Origin of the sequence: Nonlabens sp. (assembly GCF_965657255.1) — a bacterium.
Lineage (GTDB): Bacteria > Bacteroidota > Bacteroidia > Flavobacteriales > Flavobacteriaceae > Nonlabens.
The window spans coordinates 96,152-117,295 of the sequence record NZ_CBFHNM010000008.1 but is presented as its reverse complement, the minus strand read 5'-3'; the positions used below and the strand labels follow the sequence as shown (position 1 = coordinate 117,295).

Sequence of the window (21,144 nt, the reverse complement as noted above, 5' to 3'; positions counted from 1 at the left end):
TTTTATAGGAATAACTATGCTAGCGTGAGTACTAATATTTCATAATTGATATGAAAATATGAAATGGTGATAGGAATATTAAGTATCATAACATACATGGTAAAAAGACCTTCTTTTAATGATACAGAACCCAATATGGTATGGCCTACAACTACTAAAAACAAAATCAAATTGAATATTGATGCTATTATGATACAAATAATTCCTAAGAACGCGTATTCCTTATTTCCCGTAATAACAAAGAGTAGGAAGACTATAAAACCAGCTATAAAGGAGATTATAGCAAGTTGTATCGCAATTCTATTTTGAGTTTGTAATCTATGGAGCAACCTTCTCATTTTCTTCTTGTATTTGATAAGCGATCCAGTTAAATTCTTGCCAGTTGCGATCGATAAAAGTGACTTCATTATAAACTTTGTTACTTCTTCTTCTTTTACGGTTTTTGTTAAAAGTATATTCATCATAAAGGCCTTGCTTTTTCAATACCATCGCATTCTGTGGTAGAAGATTTCTTAAGTAAAATGGATCTATATGATTTTCTTTGATATTGTGATCTGTAATTATTGCAGACCAATTGATTACCGAATAAATTGCAATAGTTGCATAACCTATGGCTAGGTTACGACGCAATAAATACACAAAATTTAGACGGTAATTAATTTTTAAATAGGTCGTACATAAGCCTACCATGGTTAATAATAAATAAACCATAACACCTATACGTTTATGTGTTAAGCCGTGGTCGTCTATATAGGTATAGTTCTTAATGAATATGCTGATTACTAACAAAGAATTGAATCCTATCCATAGATAGGTGAGCCTCCTTAGGTTTTGATTCTTTTTTAAAAAATTTACATTACCACGGAATATAATAGCAATGACAGTTAAGGCAAGAAGTATGCTGACTATAGAGGCATAAACACCTTGATGAACCGCGCTTGATAAAACGCTGGCATGATTACTTTTACTATTTATAAGAAATATGACTTCCGTAATAAGAACCATTACTAGCAAGGCATTTAAACATATGATGGATATCAAACCTATTTGAGATTCATTGGTAACACTTTTCAACTGTTTCTCATTAAGAGGTTTTGGTTCTAATTCATTAGGGTAATTTTGATCTCGAGCAGTGATGTCATATATAGGAAGTGGTTGATGAATGTTTGCCATGATAAAAGCCCCAAATACTGCCGTGAACATCCAAAATACATTGATAAATGAAAAATCAACAGCGGTCAAAACTTCATTAAACACAGGATTTGAAGTGCTATAAAGAATCGTGAAAATAATTACCAGAAATAGCGGAATGACAATCAGCTTTATTAATTGGCCTACATCTACCTTTTTTTTGGATTGCGATACCTGGGTTTCTTCTTGCTGATAAATAAATGAATGAAAGACACCAAATACACTATTGTAAATTCCGTTAAGCCAACTTATATAAATACTACTTTGGCTACTGGCCACATAACCTATAAATAATATTGTACTAAAGAAATAGGTTATAATACTCCATGTTGCACCATGATAACAAATAGCTACTGCACTGGTTAACATGCCTAGTGCGCTAATTACGGTAGTGGTTTTAGATAAAAGACCTTTTTTAGAAACCACTAAAGCTATGATTAAAAACGTGCTATAAATCAAGGCGTTGATTCCTAAAGTTTGATTGTAAAAAAGTGTAGCAAAGAGCAATCCGCCAGCGGTGATAATAATAGTTTTTTTCATGAGGATCAATTTATAGGTTTGTTGTTATAAGTGTATTTTGAAATAATGAAATAGGTGAATAGAGGTGTTGTTTAAAATCTAAATCATGGATACTTTTTGAGTTCTTACCGTTAAAGAAAGCATCGGCAAAAGAGTCATAGTTATCTATGTATAATACCACACCTACTAACATGGCAAGAAGTACAAAAGGGCTGCGTTTTCCATTTCCCCATAACCAGTATTGCATGGCTATTTCTTGTGCAGTGTCTACTTTATAGCCAGTCAGGACATGAAAAATATCATGATCTTCACATAATGGTTGCGGTTCGAATTTATGTTGTAATAAAAAGCAACCTAAATGATATCCTAGACTTTCTTCTGGATAGGACAGAAGCTGTCTAGTATGAACATTCCACGAGGTGCCAGTTTTAAGTTTTACATAAAGTTTGCTAGCGACTTCAAAAGAATGTAAAACAAATACCTCTCTAATTGTTATTAAAGTACTTTGAATTGCAAAGTAAAAAGATAAAAAAAATGTTTTCATAGTTTGAGATTTAAGCCATCTGAGATGGGTTTTTAACTTCGTTATTCGTTCGTATTAAAAGTTCGATTTCAAAATCATTTTTTATCCACCGATCAATTTTTCAAGTGCCTCGATGTGTTTTTTAAACTCTAATTTTCCTGTATCTGTTGCGATATATTTCGTATTAGGTTTACGACCTATAAAACTTTTTTCTACTCTAATATATTCTTCTTTTTCTAAAGCTTTTGCATGACTTGCTAGGTTGCCATCAGTTACATCTAGCAACTCTTTGAGTTCTTTAAAATCGGCATGATCGTTTACTACAAGTACAGACATGATGCCTAGTCGTATGCGATGATCAAATGCTTTATTTAGTTTGTTTATTAAACTCAAATTTGTTTTTTATCTTATTCATAATTGGCAGATTGAAATCTACCGCTATGCATTTATTTGCTTTACTTTAGGTTTGTATTATTCAGCAAAATAAACTCTGTTTTTGTTAGAGAGAATTTTAAAATCCCCATTTCTCTTAACTCTAAACTATTTATCATACTTATGATACATAACAGCACCATAAATGATATGACATATTCCAAAACCAGCTGCCCAAAAGTACAATCCATATCCTATAAATTGGGTGTTGATCAATCCTAAAATAGCACAACTTAGTCCGAGATATCTAACAGTTCCTAAAGTGTATTGTGCTGCATTAATACATGCTAATCCATAAAATACCAGCATTGCTGGTGCTACTAATCCTATCAAATTATATTGTAGTAGCGCCAACGTAAAAAACGCACCAATTGTAAGAGGCACCATAAAATGAATGACCAGTCTTATAGATGGTTTGGTCCATACTTTTTGATTGTGCTTAGCTGCCTTTGCTTTGGTGAGAAAAAAAGCGGTAACTACTGCCATTACTAAAACGGCAAATGCAACAACCAGTATCTGCAAAGATGGGTTTTGATCCCAAGCTGTAGAAAATAAACGATCTAAAGTATCTCTCTGTCCACTGCGCTGCGCATTTTTTATGATTGTATAACCAATCGCACTACCTATCAAAGCATAAATTCCAGCCATAACACCGCTCATTCCGGATAGGGAAATAAATCTAGTCGATTTATTCATAAGCGACTTGATCTCCTTAATGTCTTCTAGATATTTATCTGTGCTCATATTTAAAGTACTTTGAAATGCAAAGTAAGTCTATTTTTTGTAACGTTGCAATACTTTTTCCATTATTTTTAAATTCTAGCTGTTTTTTTATTTGTTCCGCTTTCGCGAAAGCGGAATTACCAATAACTTTAAACCATGAATCCTGTCTTAGAATGTAAAGACAATTTACCAGAGCCGTATCGTTCTATAATGATGCATTTGCACTTGATTATTGAGAGCGTGATTCCTGAAATTGAACTAAAGTATAAATGGCGTTTACCGTTTTATTACCTAGACAATACCACTATGTTTTGTTTTTAAAACTACAGAAAGACCTATGTTGATGTAGGTTTCACCTACGGTAATCGATTAATTGACGGGCATGGTGTTCTTATCGCAGGTGAAAATCGTAAAATGTTGCGATCTCTTAGATATACCTCACTTAAAGATATTGATGATGCCATTTTAATTGAAACACTTGAAGAGCTATTGAAAATATGTAAAGCCATGAAGAATAATGTTAAGTAAAAAATGGCTAGTAGGTTTTGTTATCGTACTAACTTTGTTCTTAATTATCGCTGTGATAATGAACGAGCGTTACTCTTATTATAAAAGCTCAAAGAAACCTTCTAATACCTATTTACATAAGAGAATTAAGAAATATAAGGTTCAAGGAATAGATGTGTCACATCATCAAGGTGTTATTGATTGGGATGAAGTTAAGCATCCTGATATGAATCAGTTACTCGCTTTTACTTTTATAAGAGCTACCGTAGGAACGGAGAATGATTCTCAATTTAAGAGCAATTGGAAAGGAGCAGGCGATCATGGGTTTGCTCGCGGCCCATATCATTATTATTGGAGCAATGTAAACAGCACCATACAGGCAAATCATTTTATAGAAACTGTTACTTTAGTTAAAGGAGATTTACCACCAGTGTTAGATATAGAAGATGTTTCTAATATTCAAGATAAAAAATCATTGCGCAAAGGACTTAAAAATTGGGTCAAAATAATCGAAGCACATTATGGTGTGCAACCTATTGTTTATAGTGGTGAGGCGTTTTATAAAGATGTTTTAAGATCAGATCCTTTTTTTAAAAAATACCCTAGAATATGGATAGCAAATTATAATGGAGTAGAGGCACCACGTTTCTCATGGGATTTCTGGCAATATACAGATAGATTGCCTGTGTCAGGAATACAAACACTAGTCGATGGAAATGTTTTTAATGGCTCTCAACAAGAATTCAATAAGTTACTTGTTCCTTAAATGTATTATTTAGATGTATATCAAAATAAAATGTAAATGACTAGTTTTTAGATTTTACTATCGTATAAAAAGCCCTGCTAGTAATTAAAACTAGCAGGGCTTTTTGAAGTATTTATTTTAAATTTTCTAAAAAGAAGTAATCGTTTTTCTTATAGCAACTAACCTGGTAAGAAGTCCTTCTAGATATTGAAGGTCTAACATATTTGCGCCATCACTTTTTGCATTTGCTGGGTCAAAGTGAGTTTCAATAAACAATCCGTCTACGTGATTTACAACTCCTGCACGAGCGATAGTTTCAATCATCTCTGGTCTTCCACCAGTAACTCCACTAGATTGATTAGGCTGTTGTAAACTATGGGTAACATCTAGTACAGTAGGAGCATATTCTCTCATGGTAGGAATACCTCTAAAGTCTACGATCATATCTTGATAACCGAACATAGTGCCACGATCTGTGATCCATGCTTTTTCATTTCCTGTATCTTTTACCTTTTGCACGGCATGTTTCATGGCTTCTGGAGACATGAATTGACCTTTCTTAAGATTGACTACTTTACCAGTTTCTGCGGCTGCAACCACTAGATCAGTTTGCCTCACAAGAAATGCAGGGATTTGAAGGACATCTACATATTGTGCCGCCATCGCTGCATCGCTTACTTCATGTATGTCTGTTACTGTAGGTATATCAAATGTCTCAGAAACTTTACGCAAAATTTTCAAAGCTTTTTCATCTCCTATTCCAGTAAAGCTATCAATACGGCTGCGATTTGCTTTTTTAAAGCTTCCTTTAAAAATATAAGGTATTTTAAGATGTTCTGTGATTTCAACAACTTTCTCTGCTATACGCAGTGCCATTTCTTCACCTTCAATGGCACATGGTCCAGCTAGAAGGAAAAAATTATCAGAATTTAAATTTTTAAGTTTTGGAATATCTTGAAGTTGCATGAATGCTTTTTTTGAATTAATTTTTTACGATTACTTGTCTACCGCTTTCTTCCCATTTTGCGATGCCACCGTCCATATCATAAATTAAGGTAAAGCCTTTTTCTTTTAAAATCTGAGCGCATCGTTCACTTTGTCCACCTTTATTACAATATACTAAAAGCGGTTCGTCTTTTTTCATTTGATCTAAAACACTATATAGGTCGTCATTTTCTACCTCAATATTGACCGCATTTTTCAAGTGCTTTTTATCAAAATCTAATTCGGCTCTTACATCAATAATTTTTACTTGATCTGATTCGATCAACACTGCAGCTTCTTCTGGGGTAACTAGATTTATAACACCTGCTTTTTCTTTAAAGCAACTTTGTAAACTAATAACCATTAATACAATGCACAGGATATTTGAGAAACGCATCATTATCCTAACATTGTTGTTTCTCCGTCCCAATTGCTATAACCACCGGTAAGGTTAAAAGTGTTTTTTAAACCTAGAGATTCCATCACCTGACATGCCTGAGAACTGCGACTTCCTGCACGACAATAGACGTAGTAATTTTTATTAGGATCCATGTCATTCATAGCATTCATGAATTCTTGCGGCTTGAATATATCATAATGAATGGCATTAGGAATCACTCCTTCACTAACTTCGTCATCGGTGCGAACATCAATAATTAACGCATTAGTATCTTGAGCGGTTAGCTCTTTCCATTCTTGGTTGTTGAGGTTTTTCATATCGTTTTATAAGGAACAGTTACTGGTAGCAACTATTTTTTGGTTTTTTAAATTTGTTTTTTTAATCGCAGCATATCCACCTTCTACATTTACTACATTTTTAATGTCATTAGCTTGTGCTATACTTGCATAAATTACAGATCGATAACCGCCACCACAGTAAATATGGTAGGTTTTAGTCGTATCTAAAGATGTAATTTCTTTATGAACTGCATCCAAAGTCTGTAATGGAACACTACATATATGACCTGATTCATATTCACCAGGTTTACGCGCATCTATGGGGTTTTGAATAGAATGATCTTCTAAGCCATCAATAAAACTTTGAGCAGTAATATTTTCTATACTGGTTGTGTTTGCACCGCTTTCTTCCCAAGTTGAAAATCCACCTAAAAGATAACCTTGCGCATTATCATAACCTACTCTAGCTAATCTTGTAACTGCCTCTTCTTCTCTTCCTAATGGAGCAATAAGAATGATTTTTTGATCTATGTCTTCAATTAAAGAACCTACCCAAGGAGCAAACTGTCCATCCAGTCCAATAAACCAAGATCCAGGAACTGCACCTGCAGTATATTCTTGCGGCGATCTTACATCGAGTACTAGATATTCAGGATCTTGAGCCAGAGTTTTGAACGATTCTAGTTTTAAAGGTGTCATACCTCTTGAAATCACTTCGTCTATACTAGAATTTACGCCTTTGTTCATCCAAACATTTTTGGGAAAATAGGCTGGAGGCGGCGCAATACCAGTAGTAACTTCTTTAATAAAATCTTTTTTACTTAAAGAAGTAGCTAGAGCATAATTCGTTTTCTTCTGATTACCTAAAGAATCACTAGTTTCTTTACTCATGTTTTTACCACAAGCGCTTCCTGCACCATGCGCTGGATAAACGGTAATATGATCTGGTAATGGCATGATTTGATTTCTCAAAGAATCGTATAAATGACCTGCCAGATCTTCTGTGCTTAAATCTGATTTTACAGCAAGATCTGGTCTACCTACATCACCTATAAATAGAGTGTCTCCTGTAAATATCGCTTGTTCTTTACCTTCTTCATCCTTTAAAAGGTAACAAGAAGACTCCATAGTGTGCCCTGGAGTATGTAATAATTGTAAAGTGATTTCACCTATTTTAAAAGTTTGTTGGTGTTCCGCTTTCGCGAAAGCGTAACTAGTAACAGCATTAGGACCTATAACGATTGTTGCCCCAGTTTTATCTGCTAGATCTACATGTCCAGAGACAAAGTCTGCATGAAAATGCGTAAGAAAGATATACTTTATGGTTACATTATCTTCATTTGCGCGATCTATATACTGCTGCACTTCTCTTAAAGGATCTATTATGGCAGCCTCACGATTAGACGCTATATAATAGGTTCCTTGAGCAAGGCACTTTGTATAATACTGTTCAAGAATCATTGTGAAAATTTTATGTAAAAATACGATTTATAAGTTTTTAAATCAAAAAAGCCTATGAGTAGATCACAGGCTTATATAGATAAAAATGATAGTTTTTTATTTAATTCGACATCCTATGGCTACTGACTTTGTCACGTCAATAGGTTTGCCACTTATCAAAGATTGTAGCGCATTTTCTAAATACTTGTTTTTAACAGCTTTTGCATCTTGATAATTATCATCTATGGCACCGATGTATTTAACGATATTTTCATCACCTTCTTTCTGTAGTAAGAATACGTGCGGTGTTTTTGTCGCTCCATATTGTGGATAAATTTTCTGACCTGCATCAAAAAGATAGGGAAAAGTAAATCCTTTCTCTTTTGCTCTAACTTTCATTAAATCAAAACTATCTGTAGGGTGTTCTTTAGGATTGTTAGGATTAATAGCAATTACTGGGTAACCTAAGTTTTTATATTTCTTATCAATAGCGATAATTCTATCTTCATAGGCTACACTATAGGGACAGTGATTACAGGTGAAAATGAGGATAAAACCTTTTGCATCATCAAAATCTTTTAAGGATATTTTTCTGTCATCTATGTTTTTAAGAGAAAAATCAGTTGCGGCGTCACCAATTTCATAGCCATTTACAGAACCAGTTTTGGAAGATAATTCCTTTGATCTATAATTTGGGACAGGTTTGTCTGCATAGAGGTTTTCTCTTTCAACTTTATCTAACATGCCCGTAAGAAAAGCGATTATAAGTGCGCCTACAAGAAGGGTAACTAATATCTTTAATGTTTTCATAAGAATGTATTTATAGCATCTTCTAACTGTGATCGAGTTAATGCTTTATTGTAAAACTGCTTTTTATCTTTTGAAACTATTAGGGTTACTGGTATAGCGCCATCCCAATGACTGTCTATAATTGGAATCCACTCTGCAGCATAAGGGTCATCTAAAAGTAAAACATTTGATTTGATTTGATTTTTATCAAGGAATGGTTGAACTGCGCTATCGATATTTTTTGCATCATCCAGAGAAATTAAATGAACTTCTACTTCATCTCTGTATTGATATCCTATTTCTTCAAAATAAGGAAGTTCTTCCACACATGGCGCGCACCATGTCGCCCAAAAGTTAATCACCTTAACTTTATGATCTAGTGGCTCTATCACCTTTTTCAGTCCTTGTTGATCAATAGTTTTCACTACGGCAACAGGTCGTTGATCACAGGATACAAGAGATACGAGAATAAATAAGTAAAATAATTTCCAATTCATAATATCAAATATAACAGACGCCTTGAAATTAGAAATGAAGTTTAACTAAAGTTAGCATGGAAACTATCAACAATAACAAAAATTATGTAGGAAAATTCGTAATCAGTTGTTTATTCGCGCCTTCATAAGCTCTACGACCTTAAATGCTGCTGGGCAAATGGCAGTATTCTTAACAGTCAATGTTCCAATTTGATAAATTTTACGGCGATCTGTATGTGGATATTCTCTACAAGCCTTGGGTCTTACCTCATAAATAGAGCAGTAATTATCTGCTCCTAAGAAGTGACAAGGAGTTTGTTGTAATACATAATCTTGATCTTCATCAACCTTTAGAAATTGATCAATAAAGTCACTAGGTTTCATTCTAAAATGTTTTGCAATCCTATTGATATCGTTATGAGTAAACAGAGGACCTGTTGTCTTACAACAATTAGCACATTTTAAACAATCTACTTCATCAAACACTTCATTATGAATCTCTTGAACTGCGTTATCTAAGCCTTTGGGCTTTTTTTTGCGCAGTTTTTTAAAGAAATCGGTGTTTTCTTTTTTCTTTTGCTGGGAAAGTTGTGGAAGTTGTTTGAGAAATTTTTCCATTAATTACAACTAGGCATGTGCATGGAACTTTGAAAACCTTGTTCCTTAAGCTTTGTAGTAACAGAGCATATCAACTCTTTTGACCAGTAAATACTAGCGCTTTCCTTAAGTTTATTGATTTGAGTAATGCTACCAAAAAGTTTCATTCCCGTATTAGATGTTTTAAATTCTTCTAATTCTGCAAGTTGTCCTTTTGTAAGGCCAGATCTGTCTTTTTTATACTGAACACCTGTTGAGGATTTATAAAATTTAATCAAGTTACGAATGTCTTGTTTATCTTCAAAGATAGTACGGTATTCTGAGGCCAAAATCCCTTTAAACTTTGCAAGAGATGCATTTTTACCATTATGTATTTTTTGCAGTGTAGTCGCTGGGCCTTCTTGTGTTTGATAAGCGTCTTGTGCCATTTTTACCATTCCATCATACGCTGCTTCATACTCAGAATCGATGCCGCTTACTTCAAAATACTTCATCATTAAGGACTGATATTATGCCTTTTATTGAGCATTTGAAATGCAAATGAATAACAAGAAAGTTATTATTATTTTAATACTATTGTTCATAAGCAATATATATTATTGTCAAAAATATAACTTATATGTCACAATTTAAGATTTTAAGAGCCTTTTTGTTTACTATACTACTAATAACTTTAAGTAGTTGCTCTGATGAAGAAGATTCTAGAAGTTCCAATGATGGTGCAGGATCAAATCAAAATGATAGACTTACTGGAGAAAGCGCAAATGAATTGCTTAGTGATAATCAATTCACAAATCTAGTCATTGAAGCTGTTTATATAAATGGTTTTAGACCTGAGCCTTCTTCACTTACTAACCTAATAAACTTTTTGAGTGAAAGGCTCAATAAACCAGGTGGGATTCGTCTTGTTGAGCGTGATATCCCTGCTCAAACTTTTAATACTTATTCTATTGAAGAAGTAAGACAAATAGAAGATGCAAATAGAACAGAATTTAGTATGGGAAATACTATTGCTGTTTTTGTACTTTTTACAGATCAAGCAAGTGAAAATGATATGAACAATAGAGTGGTACTTGGAACGGCCTATCGTAATACATCCTTAGTAATGTTTCAAAGTACCATTGAAAACTTTAGCGGAGGAATAAATCAACCAAGTCGAGTTAATGTGGAAACTTCTGTATATAATCACGAGTTTGCTCATATAATGGGGCTCGTTAATTTAGGTTCTACACCTCAGTCTGATCATGAAGATGCAAATAATGCACGTCATTGTAATGTTGCTGGTTGTTTAATGCAAGCTCAGATCGAAGGTGGGAATATCTTTGATATGATGGGTCTAATGGGATCAGGTGTACCACAATTAGATGCGCAATGTATTGCAGATTTGAGAGCAAATGGTGGTAGATGATAATGATAAATAGAGTTACAAAAAAAAGCTCCTTAGGATTTATTTTAAGGAGCTTTCTTGTATACTTTTTTTAATAATTACCTATTAGCAGCTCTATGACGTTCTCTAGCAAGTAGTGTATTTTTGAGTAACATTGCTATAGTCATAGGTCCTACACCACCTGGAACAGGAGTTATGAAACTTGCTTTTTTTGAAACGTTTTCAAAATCTACATCTCCAGTGATGTAATATCCACGTTCACGAGTTTCATCAGGAACACGAGTAATACCTACATCAATAATTACAGCGTCATCCTTAACCATTTCTGCTTTTAAGAATCCAGGAACACCTAAAGCGGTAATAATAATGTCTGCTTGTGATGTAATTTGTGTAATATTCTTTGTGTGGCTATGTGTTAAAGTTACGGTAGAATTTCCCGGAAACCCTTTTCTACCCATTAAAATACTCATCGGTCTACCTACAATATGCGAGCGACCTATTACCACAGTGTGTTTTCCTTTTGTATCTACTCCATAGCGATCCATTAACTCTAAAATACCAAAAGGCGTTGCAGGTATAAAGGTGCTCATATCTAAGGCCATTCTTCCAAAGTTAGTAGGGTGGAAGCCATCAACATCTTTATCTGGATCTACTGCCATCAGTACTTTTTGAGTGTTGATCTGTTCTGGTAATGGTAATTGAACAATGAAACCATCTATTTCTGGATTTTCATTGAGCTTTTTAATCTCTCTAAGTAATTCTGTTTCACTAGTCGTATTAGGCATACGAACCATTGTACTCTCAAATCCTACTCGTTCACAAGCACGTACTTTAGAACCTACATAGGTAAGACTGGCACCATCATTACCAACAATTACAGCTGCTAGATGTGGAACTTTTTCACCATTGTCTTTCATCTTTTGAACAATCGCGGTTATTTCTTCCTTTATGTCGTTACTGGTCTTTTTCCCGTCTAGAATAGTCATAATTACTTATTGTATTTTCTATTGTTGTAAAATTCATCAATAATGATCAAATAAGGAAATTTATCCTATTGCAGTTATTAGCTACTTGTTAACGATACCGTTTGCGTAGGTGATAATTGAAATAAAAAAAAATCCTAAGTTAGAACTTAGGATTTGATTTTGTTAAGATAGAAATTATCGCATATTACCTAATGCATTCATCATTGCTTTACCTTTTCCTCCTTGCATCATTTTCATCATCTTACTCATTTGATTAAATTGTTTGAGTAATTGATTTACTTCTGTTACTGTTGTACCACTTCCTTTTGCGATACGTTTTTTTCTTGAACCATTTATAACTTGTGGTTTTGTGCGTTCTTCAACAGTCATAGAATGTATAATTGCCTCAATACCTTTAAAAGCATCGTCATCAATATCTACATCTTTGAGCATTTTTCCGGCTCCTGGAATCATTCCCATTAAGTCCTTCATATTACCCATTTTCTTGATTTGCTGGATCTGAGAAAGGAAATCGTCAAAACCAAATTGATTTTTTGCAATTTTTTTACTCAGTTTCCTAGCTTCTTCTTCGTCAAATTGTTCTTGTGCGCGTTCTACCAGAGAGACAACATCTCCCATTCCTAGGATACGGTCTGCCATACGTTCTGGATAGAAAACATCTAGTGCTTCCATTTTCTCTCCAGTACCTATAAATTTAATAGGCTTGTTAACTACTGTTTTGATAGATAGGGCTGCCCCACCACGAGTGTCACCATCTAATTTTGTTAGAACAACACCGTCAAAATTTAGGCGATCGTTAAAAGCTTTGGCAGTGTTAACAGCATCCTGACCAGTCATAGCATCTACCACAAACAATGTTTCTTGTGGTTGGATAGCGGCATGTACATCTGCAATTTCAGCCATCATTTGCTCATCGACAGCAAGACGACCAGCGGTGTCAATGATAACGGCATTAAATCCATTTGCTTTTGCATAAGCAATGGCTGCTTCAGATATTTTGACTGGATTTTTTTCTTCGCGATTAGAAAATACTTCTACGCCTACACTTTCACCTACCACATGCAATTGATCTATTGCCGCAGGGCGATAAATATCACAAGCAACTAAAAGAGGTTTTTTACTCTTCTTAGTTTTTAAATAGTTAGCCAGTTTACCAGAAAAAGTTGTTTTACCAGATCCTTGAAGACCAGACATTAAAATGATACTAGGATTACCACTCAAATTCATTCCAGCAGCATCGCCACCCATTAAATCTGTCAACTCATCTTTTACAATCTTAGTAAGTAGCTGTCCAGGTTTAAGTGTGGTAAGCACACCTTGACCTAGCGCTTTCTCTTTTGCACGAGATGTAAATTCTTTTGCAATTTTATAGTTGACATCAGCATCTACTAATGCACGACGTATTTCTTTAAGAGTATCTGCAACGTTAACTTCGGTAATGCTTCCATGTCCTTTAAGGACGTGCATGGCTTTATCGAGTTTGTCAGTTAAATTATCAAACATATTTTGACTCATTTTTTGAAGAATGCAAAGATACTATTTGTGCGGTTTAACTTCAAGGTTTTAAAATGGTTTGTGCAACTGGTTATTGGCTTTTTTGAATGTTATACAGCTTTGATTTTGTATAAATTCATCATCTGGCTGTGGCAAGAGCTAACCGGTATGATTCTCTTATAATAAGAAAGCCCATTTTGCAAAAACAAAATGAGCTTTTATAATGGTAATAAGAAATCTTAGTTGATACCTACTACTTCTAGTTCAAATACTAAATCTTGTCCTGCAAGAGGATGATTAGCATCTACAACGATGTGATCTTCTTCTACTTGAGCAACTCTTAACTGGCGCTCTGTACCATCAGGATTTTGAGCCATAAGTCCCATACCTACTTCAGGCTTAACTTCACCAGGTAATTGATCTTTAGGTACTTTGTGAAAAAGCTCTTGCATTATTTCTCCATAAGCTTCTTCCTTAGGAATTTCTATAGTTTTCTTTTCATTTACTTTCATATCCACAAGACCTTTTTCAAAACCTGGGATCAATGCACCTTGACCTAATTGAGCTTCTAGCGGCTCTCTTTCGGCACTGGTGTCAAAAACTTGTCCTGTTGCTTTTAATTTTCCTGTGTAATGCACCTTTACAGTGTCATTTGCTTTTACTTGACTCATAACTATTGATATTTTGTATCAGCAGCAAAGGTATGGTTTACCATTAGATGTTAAAAACGAGAGCTGGATAATGTGGTTTTATTAAGAAAGACTTAACGATAAGAAACATAGTGAGATGTATTCCTAATTTTTTAACATGTAAAGGGGCAACTAACAAAAGCTTTACGTGCTTAAAAAGTTGCTGGATGGAAGCAAACCTGATGATACTTTTTGTGTTTTAAATGCTTAAGTCTGTAAGAAATGAGTTTTTAATTCCGCTTTCGCGAAAGCGGAATACTTAAGATCTATTTACTTATTATTTAGTTTGTTCATTACAAACACATGTGGGAACGTAATGCCGCCCAGAAAAGCAATAATAGTAGATAAGAATAAGTTGGTAAAATCGCTTAAAAAATAATAAAGCACAGCTAAGAATACTAATGCAGCGATCCAATATAGTAAGGAATCGAGGATATATTTTTTAATAGATTTTTTGTTCACCGCACCTTGTAAATATGAAATCTGACTATAGATAGATGGAATGCTATGCCACAATATAAAATATATAGCAAAGCCCCATACCAGACTAGAGGCAGAAAATAGGGTATATATAAGGAGTAGGTAAAAACATTCTTTCAATATTTCCTTCCAAGAAAATAGCCTAGCAAACTTTAAAAAGCTTAATAGCATGGTTGCTACAACTATTATTAAAGGATAGAGCAATACTTCACCTACCAGTTCACTGTTGAGTAAATCATTGATAATAAGCATGCTTTCCTCTAAATGAATCGTTAATAAGGTGAGAATTATAATGATGCCGTAGGAACCAATGAAAATTTTATAATACCAGGTGTTTTTAACTTCATATTTTTCAAAGTGCTCCTGCCCAAAGTGATAGCCACTTATTATTATAAAAAGCGTTAAAATAAATTCAGGAATGATAAAGAATAAGCCAAATCCGATGAGAACTGTTAAGGAATAAATAGATAAAAAGGTAATTTTTTTACGAATACTAAAAGTTTTTCTATTAAAATAAACTTTTAAATCATTTGCTCCATGACCTACACCTATAGTAAGAATTAAAAAATACCCCAATATAAACTCCATGCTTTCAGGTATTTGTATGGAAACCCATAAAGCAAAAAAGCTTATTACCATAATAAGGTTGTAAAGATGGGTTTTCTTTGACATTAATTTTGTTTAACATTAACATTTAAAAGGTAAACAGATTTATTTAATGTTTTGTATATTTACTTCAACATTAAAAAACCAAATTTATGAATTTTTTACTTTTAAATTTAGAAGTGGCAAAAATGGCCACAGATGATTACGTAGGATTTACGTTTTTCATTGGAAGTATGGCTATGATGGCTGCAAGTGCTTTTTTCTTTTTATCATTAAGTCAATTTGACAACAAGTGGCGTACGTCGGTGTTGGTATCTGGACTTATTACCTTTATTGCCGCAGTGCATTATTTTTACATGAGAGATTACTATGCAGCAACTGACAGCTCTCCGACATTTTTTAGATATGTGGATTGGACATTAACAGTTCCACTTATGTGTGTAGAGTTTTACTTAATTCTTAAAGTAGCAGGCGCAAAAATTGGACTTATGTGGAAATTAATCTTCTGGTCTGTTGTGATGTTAGTGACAGGATACTTTGGAGAAGTAATTGCACTAGGAAACCCTACTATGCAATGGGTTTGGGGTCTTGTTTCTGGTATTGCTTACTTCATTATCGTGTACATGATATGGTTTGGAGAGGCTAAGAAGCTTGCTCTTTCTGCCGGCGGTGCCGTGCTTAAAGCTCACAACGTGTTGTGTTGGTTCGTGCTAGTAGGATGGGCTATCTATCCTTTAGGTTATATTCTAGGGACTGAAGGTGGTCTTTTTGGATTACAATTAGTAGAAGACCCTAAAGCTGCACAAGAAGCAATGGATGTTGTATACAATATTGGTGATGCAATAAACAAAATAGGTTTCGGTCTTGTAGTTTACACGCTAGCTGTAGCGTCTACTAAAAAAGTAGAAGCATAAATTAAAATTGATTAAATTAAAAGCGGTGTCTTCTTGAAGATACCGTTTTTTTTATGCTTTAGTTTTTGTATTTACTTATTTAGATTAGGATAGATAGATGTAATTGATTTCAAATGTATATAGTGAATGTCAATTCCCACATTTTGAATTTATTTTATCCTTCCGCTCAATGGTAACTTTTTTCATAGATTTTGAGGGCGCTTATATGCCAATATTTTTCTTAAAATTAATTTGGGATGATAATTGCTTTCTATTTTCTTATAATTTGCATTGAATGATCCAACTTATAAATGTGTCCATTTGATCACATTTCATTTAAATTTCTTCTATGAAATCATCTTTTTTGTCTTTAATCCTTGCCACTTTATTTTTACAGAACGTAAATCTTGGGACTGATCCATATTTAAACAGCATAGCGGTTTATGCTTGTGAACGCATAACAAATAGTGAAATTTCAATAGAGTCACTAAGACAAAGAGATGCACTAGGTTTTTTGCACAAAAGAGGTCTTGAAGAGGTAAATAAGTCATTACAGCATCAAAAGAAAATGGCTGCCAAAGGTATCAAAGGCTTTGATTATGATGGATATGTAAATTTCTACTTATTACAAAGCTGTCCGTCCTTTGATCGGCTTTTTGAACGAATTGATATCAAACACCTTGATAATAAAAGAAAGAGAGTTAAATATATAGAGCTTCATAAATTTTCTAGAGACATCATGCAAGCAGACACTGTTGATGACCTCAATGATTATTTTGCAATACAAAATCAAGTTCAAATTCATAAAACCTTGCAACCAGTCCTTAGAAAAATGCAAGAATTGAGATGGGATATGAGTCTACAAATCTTCCCACCATTCGGTAATTCATACAGTTATGAGCTGATTTTTAAAGACGTTAATGATTTGCAACATACTTTTGAGATTTCAGTTGTTTTCAATAAAGATGGTAAAATAGGTGGTTTGATAAGTAATGAATATACTAAAGATCGTCCTAAGCCAGAAGAAGTCATCGAGACTATTGATGTAGTACCGGCTGGTCATTAAAATCAGTTCAAATATTTATGAAACGATGTGTGAACTGCTTTCAATTATTATCTGCAATTGTTCAGTAGACTATCACAGCGTTGTTTTCTACGATCTTATCAAAAATTATCCAAATAATTGACCAAGTGTCGATGGCTGATTCAATAACCAACCTGTTAAGCTATTCCTTGGTTTATTAGATGCTAATACAGCATGCGGTAGAACTGCGCTTTTAAACATCACACATCTAGATTCTATTGGCTCTACTAAAATGGACGTATCATCTTTCAAGAAGATTTCTAACTCTCCACCATCTCCTTTTTGCCATTTTTTATTCAAATAGATAATAACGCTAATGGTACGATTATTTCTATTATTAAATTGGTCTAAGTGTTTACTATAATGACCGCCTTTAGGATAATGGGCTAAATGAAACTCATATCCTGATAAACCTAGAAAACAATACCTGTTGTAGATGAAGATGGTCTCGTCAATTAAACTCCAAATTTCATTTAAATCTGAATCTCGTTTTCTATCCAGCCAGAAGGTGTAATCTCCTCGTATATCTTCTCTAACAATGTTATCGGTCAATGCTCCTACACCTGCTTTTGTAAAAGCATCATGGTGCGATTTAAAAAAAGATTGAATCTGTTCTAATCGATTTGGATCTAAAAAGTTATCTATAATAACATAATCATTTAAAGAGAGTTCATCCATCCAGGAAAGCCAGTTCTCTAGCTTATGACAATTTTTCAATATATAAAATTAGGTAAGTGAAAGTAGTTCTTTTATACATACGAATTGAAAATAATTGCATGCTAAGTGGTGTATAATTTAATACTTGATTTTGTACGTATCTTACTTCATAACAAATGATTAACAACAAAGAAATAAGTTCAGTCATTTTGGTAAATTCCTAATTTGATTCTAGAAATTTTCTAGTTGGAAGTGTAGTTGCTTACTTCATTACTATTCACCACTTCAACTATTAAGATCGAATCGGTTCTTAATTTGCTTGTTCATAGCGTATTCTATGTAATGCAGCGTCTACAAAAAGACTCAATCCTGTATTAAAAATAATTAGGGCACCTGTTCCATAGCCTACCCATTGCCACCAGTCAGCACCATTATATCTATAAAACGCTGCGTCAACTATACAACTAATTCCAGCACCTATAAGAACTAATCCTACTGGTGCTTGATATTTCCATCTGTTATAATGCTTTTGTGCTTTTTTGTTCATAAGGTAGATTTTAAGATCTAGAAGACCTGAACATGTCAGGTCTTTTCTCTATTTAGTCTTGTCTAGGAAATGACTGTTTTTGTATGTGTGACTAGTCCTAAAATAATCAATACAATTTATAAAAGTTTAAATTTATTATTTAAATCTCACTTGTTATGTTGTGAATTGCTTTCAGTTCTTATCTTTATAAGATAATTCGCAGTTAGGATCTGTAAATTTGATTTCAAACTGATGTTGTGAATTGCTTTCAGTTCTTATCTTTATAAGATAATTCGCAGTCTCGAACTTCGTCGGCTTTTTTTCTTCACTGTTGTGAATTGCTTTCAGTTCTTATCTTTATGAGATAATTCGCAGTAGCAGCTCTGCAACCTAACAGCGTTAGCGGGTTGTGAATTGCTTTCAGTTCTTATCTTTATGAGATAATTCGCAGTCTACTTTTGTTTTTGTTTTCATTATTATATGTTGTGAATTGCTTTCAGTTCTTATCTTTATGAGATAATTCGCAGTAGATTTTAGCGATAAAATAATATACAAAGCGTTGTGAATTGCTTTCAGTTCTTATCTTTATGAGATAATTCGCAGTTCGTTGCCATATTAATTAACGTTAAAGTGAGTTGTGAATTGCTTTCAGTTCTTATCTTTATGAGATAATTCGCAGTCCTCGGCTTCTGAAAAATTCGCAAAGAAGGGTTGTGAATTGCTTTCAGTTCTTATCTTTATGAGATAATTCGCAGTTAAATCTTTTGTTGTGTCTTTCATAATTTAGTTGTGAATTGCTTTCAGTTCTTATCTTTATGAGATAATTCGCAGTAAGCTCCCTTAATCGCATACAGTAGTTGCAGTTGTGAATTGCTTTCAGTTCTTATCTTTATGAGATAATTCGCAGTCGCAAACGAGTAAGTTTATTGCGTTGTACCGTTGTGAATTGCTTTCAGTTCTTATCTTTATGAGATAATTCGCAGTGCCTGGAGTTGATTGTATCCCCTTGGACGTGTTGTGAATTGCTTTCAGTTCTTATCTTTATGAGATAATTCGCAGTTTCCTTACTAAAAAGGGACACACAGAAGAGTTGTGAATTGCTTTCAGTTCTTATCTTTATGAGATAATTCGCAGTTAAGTGGAAAGCCTATCCGTAAATGGGTAGTTGTGAATTGCTTTCAGTTCTTATCTTTATGAGATAATTCGCAGTTTGTACATCTGATATACATTCAAATACATAGTTGTGAATTGCTTTCAGTTCTTATCTTTATGAGATAATTCGCAGTTTGCCGTTAAGCGTCCATTTACCGTTTATGTTGTGAATTGCTTTCAGTTCTTATCTTTATGAGATAATTCGCAGTTTCTAAGAATAGCTTAATAGCAGGAACATCGTTGTGAATTGCTTTCAGTTCTTATCTTTATGAGATAATTCGCAGTCTGATGAACTGCAAAACTTTTACCTTTACGTTGTGAATTGCTTTCAGTTCTTATCTTTATGAGATAATTCGCAGTACTCAAAAACTCCACCATCTTCAATAACTCGTTGTGAATTGCTTTCAGTTCTTATCTTTATGAGATAATTCGCAGTATTCAGGGAGTAGTTGAGCCTATTGCAGCAGTTGTGAATTGCTTTCAGTTCTTATCTTTATGAGATAATTCGCAGTCTAGTAGGTATTACAAAGATCGCTTATGCAGTTGTGAATTGCTTTCAGTTCTTATCTTTATGAGATAATTCGCAGTGAAACACGAATATACAAAGGCTTATCTTTGGTTGTGAATTGCTTTCAGTTCTTATCTTTATGAGATAATTCGCAGTAACAGCGTTGGCATAAAATCGAACGTTCCAGTTGTGAATTGCTTTCAGTTCTTATCTTTATGAGATAATTCGCAGTAAGCCTCTACTAAATCTTTGTAATCGTTTAGTTGTGAATTGCTTTCAGTTCTTATCTTTATGAGATAATTCGCAGTTCTTCCATTAATTTAATAAGCATCTTATCTGTTGTGAATTGCTTTCAGTTCTTATCTTTATGAGATAATTCGCAGTTTGTTGCCATATTAATTAACGTTAAAGTGAGTTGTGAATTGCTTTCAGTTCTTATCTTTATGAGATAATTCGCAGTAAGATAATTGATTTTATAAACGACAGTCCAGTTGTGAATTGCTTTCAGTTCTTATCTTTATGAGATAATTCGCAGTTGATAAAACCCTTCTTCATCGTCGAGTATTGTTGTGAATTGCTTTCAGTTCTTATCTTTATGAGATAATTCGCAGTATACCTGACGCATAGCGTTGGGTATCTGTGTTTTAAGGAGTTTCTTAGAATTAAGAATTTAGAGTAGTAGAATTGTTCTCGACTGCGCTCGAACTGACATTTCTGTATTCTAATATTTTTTAGAATAATTCTAGTTGTTGGTCACCAGTTTCTTTTTCTATTTCTTTTTTACCATGAAATAATTCCATCATACCAAATTGTTTATCAGTAATTTGCATGATACACACTTTACCTTTTTTTGGTAAATTGTTCTTAGTACGTTTAATGTGAACAGCACTATTCTCTCGACTAGGGCAGAAGCGCAGGTAAATAGAAAACTGAAACATATTAAAACCATCATCTAATAGTCGTTTTCTAAAACCACTCGCAGCTTTACGCTCCAGTCGCGTTTCTGTTGGTAAATCAAAAAAGACCAAAACCCACATAGACCTATACTGATTGAGTGTTTCTAGATGATTCATACTTT

Annotated in this window: 25 protein-coding genes and 1 CRISPR repeat array; of the genes, 5 read left to right on the top strand and 20 right to left on the bottom strand. The window is 33.8% G+C overall.

Annotated features, from left to right (window positions below; genetic code table 11):
• Positions 1–14 precede the first annotated feature (14 nt).
• The 5 genes from ACTF54_RS10450 to ACTF54_RS10430 all read right to left on the bottom strand — a co-directional run bounded on the left by ACTF54_RS10450 (position 15) and on the right by ACTF54_RS10430 (position 3,409).
• On the bottom strand, positions 15–338 hold the full coding sequence (locus ACTF54_RS10450) for a hypothetical protein (protein WP_347197252.1): 324 nt from the start codon (positions 336–338) through the stop codon (positions 15–17).
• Positions 319–1,731, bottom strand: a complete 1,413-nt coding sequence (locus tag ACTF54_RS10445) for a DUF4153 domain-containing protein (RefSeq protein ID WP_347202283.1) — start codon at positions 1,729–1,731, stop codon at positions 319–321. The genes ACTF54_RS10450 and ACTF54_RS10445 overlap by 20 nt, the downstream gene beginning before the upstream one ends.
• 10 nt (positions 1,732–1,741) lie before the next feature.
• On the bottom strand, positions 1,742–2,254 hold the full coding sequence (locus ACTF54_RS10440; protein ID WP_347195476.1) for a hypothetical protein: 513 nt from the start codon (positions 2,252–2,254) through the stop codon (positions 1,742–1,744).
• Between the two features lie 81 nt (positions 2,255–2,335).
• On the bottom strand, positions 2,336–2,626 hold the full coding sequence (locus ACTF54_RS10435) for a winged helix-turn-helix domain-containing protein (RefSeq protein ID WP_347195475.1): 291 nt from the start codon (positions 2,624–2,626) through the stop codon (positions 2,336–2,338).
• A gap of 147 nt (positions 2,627–2,773) precedes the next feature.
• Positions 2,774–3,409 (bottom strand): hypothetical protein, encoded by a 636-nt coding sequence (locus ACTF54_RS10430; protein WP_438969299.1) that lies wholly within the window; start codon positions 3,407–3,409, stop codon positions 2,774–2,776.
• A 135-nt stretch (positions 3,410–3,544) separates the two neighbouring features.
• Here ACTF54_RS10430 and ACTF54_RS10425 point away from each other — a divergent pair, with 135 nt between their 5' ends.
• A complete protein-coding gene (locus ACTF54_RS10425) occupies positions 3,545–3,709 on the top strand; it encodes a hypothetical protein (RefSeq protein WP_347195473.1) in 165 nt (54 codons plus the stop codon).
• Positions 3,710–3,905: 196 nt separating this feature from the next.
• Positions 3,906–4,661: a glycoside hydrolase family 25 protein gene (locus ACTF54_RS10420; protein WP_438969298.1), complete on the top strand. Its 756-nt coding sequence runs from the start codon at positions 3,906–3,908 to the stop codon at positions 4,659–4,661.
• A 126-nt stretch (positions 4,662–4,787) separates the two neighbouring features.
• On the opposite strand, the gene kdsA is transcribed toward ACTF54_RS10420, so the two are convergent.
• The 8 genes from kdsA to ACTF54_RS10380 form a co-directional block, all read right to left on the bottom strand.
• Complete coding sequence (gene kdsA, locus ACTF54_RS10415; RefSeq protein WP_347195471.1) at positions 4,788–5,606, bottom strand: 3-deoxy-8-phosphooctulonate synthase; 819 nt, start codon at positions 5,604–5,606, stop codon at positions 4,788–4,790.
• A gap of 16 nt (positions 5,607–5,622) precedes the next feature.
• A complete protein-coding gene (locus ACTF54_RS10410) occupies positions 5,623–6,024 on the bottom strand; it encodes a rhodanese-like domain-containing protein (RefSeq protein ID WP_438969297.1) in 402 nt (133 codons plus the stop codon).
• Positions 6,024–6,341, bottom strand: coding sequence for a rhodanese-like domain-containing protein (locus tag ACTF54_RS10405; RefSeq protein WP_347195469.1), 318 nt, complete (start codon positions 6,339–6,341; stop codon positions 6,024–6,026). The genes ACTF54_RS10410 and ACTF54_RS10405 overlap by 1 nt, the downstream gene beginning before the upstream one ends.
• A 6-nt stretch (positions 6,342–6,347) precedes the next feature.
• The gene (locus ACTF54_RS10400; protein ID WP_347195468.1) at positions 6,348–7,763 is read right to left on the bottom strand and encodes an MBL fold metallo-hydrolase; all 1,416 of its coding nucleotides are present in this window, start codon (positions 7,761–7,763) and stop codon (positions 6,348–6,350) included.
• 96 nt (positions 7,764–7,859) lie between these two features.
• Positions 7,860–8,552 carry a thioredoxin family protein gene (locus ACTF54_RS10395; RefSeq protein ID WP_347195467.1) on the bottom strand — a complete coding sequence of 231 codons (693 nt, stop codon included), beginning with the start codon at positions 8,550–8,552 and terminating at the stop codon, positions 7,860–7,862.
• The gene (locus tag ACTF54_RS10390; protein WP_347195466.1) at positions 8,549–9,028 is read right to left on the bottom strand and encodes a TlpA family protein disulfide reductase; all 480 of its coding nucleotides are present in this window, start codon (positions 9,026–9,028) and stop codon (positions 8,549–8,551) included. Before ACTF54_RS10390 ends, ACTF54_RS10395 begins: the two co-directional genes overlap by 4 nt.
• Before the next feature lie 102 nt (positions 9,029–9,130).
• Positions 9,131–9,625: a YkgJ family cysteine cluster protein gene (locus ACTF54_RS10385; RefSeq protein WP_347195465.1), complete on the bottom strand. Its 495-nt coding sequence runs from the start codon at positions 9,623–9,625 to the stop codon at positions 9,131–9,133.
• Positions 9,625–10,101, bottom strand: coding sequence for an excinuclease ABC subunit B (locus ACTF54_RS10380; RefSeq protein ID WP_347195464.1), 477 nt, complete (start codon positions 10,099–10,101; stop codon positions 9,625–9,627). The genes ACTF54_RS10385 and ACTF54_RS10380 overlap by 1 nt, the downstream gene beginning before the upstream one ends.
• 122 nt (positions 10,102–10,223) lie before the next feature.
• Here ACTF54_RS10380 and ACTF54_RS10375 point away from each other — a divergent pair, with 122 nt between their 5' ends.
• On the top strand, positions 10,224–11,012 hold the full coding sequence (locus ACTF54_RS10375) for a membrane metalloprotease (RefSeq protein ID WP_347195463.1): 789 nt from the start codon (positions 10,224–10,226) through the stop codon (positions 11,010–11,012).
• Between the two features lie 77 nt (positions 11,013–11,089).
• Here the strand turns inward: ACTF54_RS10375 and ACTF54_RS10370 are convergent, their stop codons facing one another.
• From ACTF54_RS10370 to ACTF54_RS10355, 4 genes are all read right to left on the bottom strand, one after another.
• Complete coding sequence (locus tag ACTF54_RS10370; protein ID WP_347195462.1) at positions 11,090–11,977, bottom strand: bifunctional 5,10-methylenetetrahydrofolate dehydrogenase/5,10-methenyltetrahydrofolate cyclohydrolase; 888 nt, start codon at positions 11,975–11,977, stop codon at positions 11,090–11,092.
• 174 nt (positions 11,978–12,151) lie between these two features.
• Complete coding sequence (ffh, locus tag ACTF54_RS10365; RefSeq protein ID WP_347195478.1) at positions 12,152–13,480, bottom strand: signal recognition particle protein; 1,329 nt, start codon at positions 13,478–13,480, stop codon at positions 12,152–12,154.
• A gap of 230 nt (positions 13,481–13,710) precedes the next feature.
• Positions 13,711–14,142 (bottom strand): FKBP-type peptidyl-prolyl cis-trans isomerase, encoded by a 432-nt coding sequence (locus ACTF54_RS10360; protein WP_347195461.1) that lies wholly within the window; start codon positions 14,140–14,142, stop codon positions 13,711–13,713.
• Between the two features lie 288 nt (positions 14,143–14,430).
• Positions 14,431–15,312 carry a Brp/Blh family beta-carotene 15,15'-dioxygenase gene (locus tag ACTF54_RS10355; RefSeq protein WP_438969296.1) on the bottom strand — a complete coding sequence of 294 codons (882 nt, stop codon included), beginning with the start codon at positions 15,310–15,312 and terminating at the stop codon, positions 14,431–14,433.
• Positions 15,313–15,398: 86 nt separating this feature from the next.
• Between ACTF54_RS10355 and ACTF54_RS10350 the strand changes: the two genes are divergently transcribed.
• Both ACTF54_RS10350 and ACTF54_RS10345 read left to right on the top strand, forming a co-directional pair.
• Positions 15,399–16,160, top strand: coding sequence for a bacteriorhodopsin-like (locus ACTF54_RS10350; RefSeq protein ID WP_347202427.1), 762 nt, complete (start codon positions 15,399–15,401; stop codon positions 16,158–16,160).
• 328 nt (positions 16,161–16,488) lie between these two features.
• On the top strand, positions 16,489–17,205 hold the full coding sequence (locus ACTF54_RS10345; protein WP_347197207.1) for a hypothetical protein: 717 nt from the start codon (positions 16,489–16,491) through the stop codon (positions 17,203–17,205).
• Between the two features lie 105 nt (positions 17,206–17,310).
• Here the strand turns inward: ACTF54_RS10345 and ACTF54_RS10340 are convergent, their stop codons facing one another.
• The 3 genes from ACTF54_RS10340 to cas2 form a co-directional block, all read right to left on the bottom strand.
• Positions 17,311–17,940 carry a 2OG-Fe(II) oxygenase gene (locus ACTF54_RS10340; RefSeq protein WP_438969295.1) on the bottom strand — a complete coding sequence of 210 codons (630 nt, stop codon included), beginning with the start codon at positions 17,938–17,940 and terminating at the stop codon, positions 17,311–17,313.
• 250 nt (positions 17,941–18,190) lie between these two features.
• Positions 18,191–18,427: a hypothetical protein gene (locus ACTF54_RS10335; protein WP_438969294.1), complete on the bottom strand. Its 237-nt coding sequence runs from the start codon at positions 18,425–18,427 to the stop codon at positions 18,191–18,193.
• A 157-nt stretch (positions 18,428–18,584) separates the two neighbouring features.
• Positions 18,585–20,678: a CRISPR direct-repeat array (repeat unit 46 nt; unit sequence GTTGTGAATTGCTTTCAGTTCTTATCTTTATGAGATAATTCGCAGT).
• Between the two features lie 119 nt (positions 20,679–20,797).
• Positions 20,798–21,139: a CRISPR-associated endonuclease Cas2 gene (gene cas2, locus ACTF54_RS10330; RefSeq protein WP_438969293.1), complete on the bottom strand. Its 342-nt coding sequence runs from the start codon at positions 21,137–21,139 to the stop codon at positions 20,798–20,800.
• Between the last annotated feature and the right edge of the window lie 5 nt (positions 21,140–21,144).

Excerpts from the sequence above, each read along its gene's own strand:
- ACTF54_RS10450 (WP_347197252.1), bottom strand. The coding sequence starts at position 338 with ATGAGAAGGTTGCTCCATAGATTACAAACTCAAAATAGAATTGCGATA.
- ACTF54_RS10445 (WP_347202283.1), bottom strand. The coding sequence starts at position 1,731 with ATGAAAAAAACTATTATTATCACCGCTGGCGGATTGCTCTTTGCTACA.
- ACTF54_RS10440 (WP_347195476.1), bottom strand. The coding sequence starts at position 2,254 with ATGAAAACATTTTTTTTATCTTTTTACTTTGCAATTCAAAGTACTTTA.
- ACTF54_RS10430 (WP_438969299.1), bottom strand. The coding sequence starts at position 3,409 with ATGAGCACAGATAAATATCTAGAAGACATTAAGGAGATCAAGTCGCTT.
- ACTF54_RS10425 (WP_347195473.1), top strand. The coding sequence starts at position 3,545 with ATGAATCCTGTCTTAGAATGTAAAGACAATTTACCAGAGCCGTATCGT.
- ACTF54_RS10420 (WP_438969298.1), top strand. The coding sequence starts at position 3,906 with ATGTTAAGTAAAAAATGGCTAGTAGGTTTTGTTATCGTACTAACTTTG.
- kdsA (WP_347195471.1), bottom strand. The coding sequence starts at position 5,606 with ATGCAACTTCAAGATATTCCAAAACTTAAAAATTTAAATTCTGATAAT.
- ACTF54_RS10410 (WP_438969297.1), bottom strand. The coding sequence starts at position 6,024 with ATGATGCGTTTCTCAAATATCCTGTGCATTGTATTAATGGTTATTAGT.
- ACTF54_RS10405 (WP_347195469.1), bottom strand. The coding sequence starts at position 6,341 with ATGAAAAACCTCAACAACCAAGAATGGAAAGAGCTAACCGCTCAAGAT.
- ACTF54_RS10400 (WP_347195468.1), bottom strand. The coding sequence starts at position 7,763 with ATGATTCTTGAACAGTATTATACAAAGTGCCTTGCTCAAGGAACCTAT.
- ACTF54_RS10395 (WP_347195467.1), bottom strand. The coding sequence starts at position 8,552 with ATGAAAACATTAAAGATATTAGTTACCCTTCTTGTAGGCGCACTTATA.
- ACTF54_RS10390 (WP_347195466.1), bottom strand. The coding sequence starts at position 9,028 with ATGAATTGGAAATTATTTTACTTATTTATTCTCGTATCTCTTGTATCC.
- ACTF54_RS10385 (WP_347195465.1), bottom strand. The coding sequence starts at position 9,625 with ATGGAAAAATTTCTCAAACAACTTCCACAACTTTCCCAGCAAAAGAAA.
- ACTF54_RS10380 (WP_347195464.1), bottom strand. The coding sequence starts at position 10,101 with ATGATGAAGTATTTTGAAGTAAGCGGCATCGATTCTGAGTATGAAGCA.
- ACTF54_RS10375 (WP_347195463.1), top strand. The coding sequence starts at position 10,224 with ATGTCACAATTTAAGATTTTAAGAGCCTTTTTGTTTACTATACTACTA.
- ACTF54_RS10370 (WP_347195462.1), bottom strand. The coding sequence starts at position 11,977 with ATGACTATTCTAGACGGGAAAAAGACCAGTAACGACATAAAGGAAGAA.
- ffh (WP_347195478.1), bottom strand. The coding sequence starts at position 13,480 with ATGTTTGATAATTTAACTGACAAACTCGATAAAGCCATGCACGTCCTT.
- ACTF54_RS10360 (WP_347195461.1), bottom strand. The coding sequence starts at position 14,142 with ATGAGTCAAGTAAAAGCAAATGACACTGTAAAGGTGCATTACACAGGA.
- ACTF54_RS10355 (WP_438969296.1), bottom strand. The coding sequence starts at position 15,312 with ATGTCAAAGAAAACCCATCTTTACAACCTTATTATGGTAATAAGCTTT.
- ACTF54_RS10350 (WP_347202427.1), top strand. The coding sequence starts at position 15,399 with ATGAATTTTTTACTTTTAAATTTAGAAGTGGCAAAAATGGCCACAGAT.
- ACTF54_RS10345 (WP_347197207.1), top strand. The coding sequence starts at position 16,489 with ATGAAATCATCTTTTTTGTCTTTAATCCTTGCCACTTTATTTTTACAG.
- ACTF54_RS10335 (WP_438969294.1), bottom strand. The coding sequence starts at position 18,427 with ATGAACAAAAAAGCACAAAAGCATTATAACAGATGGAAATATCAAGCA.
- cas2 (WP_438969293.1), bottom strand. The coding sequence starts at position 21,139 with ATGAATCATCTAGAAACACTCAATCAGTATAGGTCTATGTGGGTTTTG.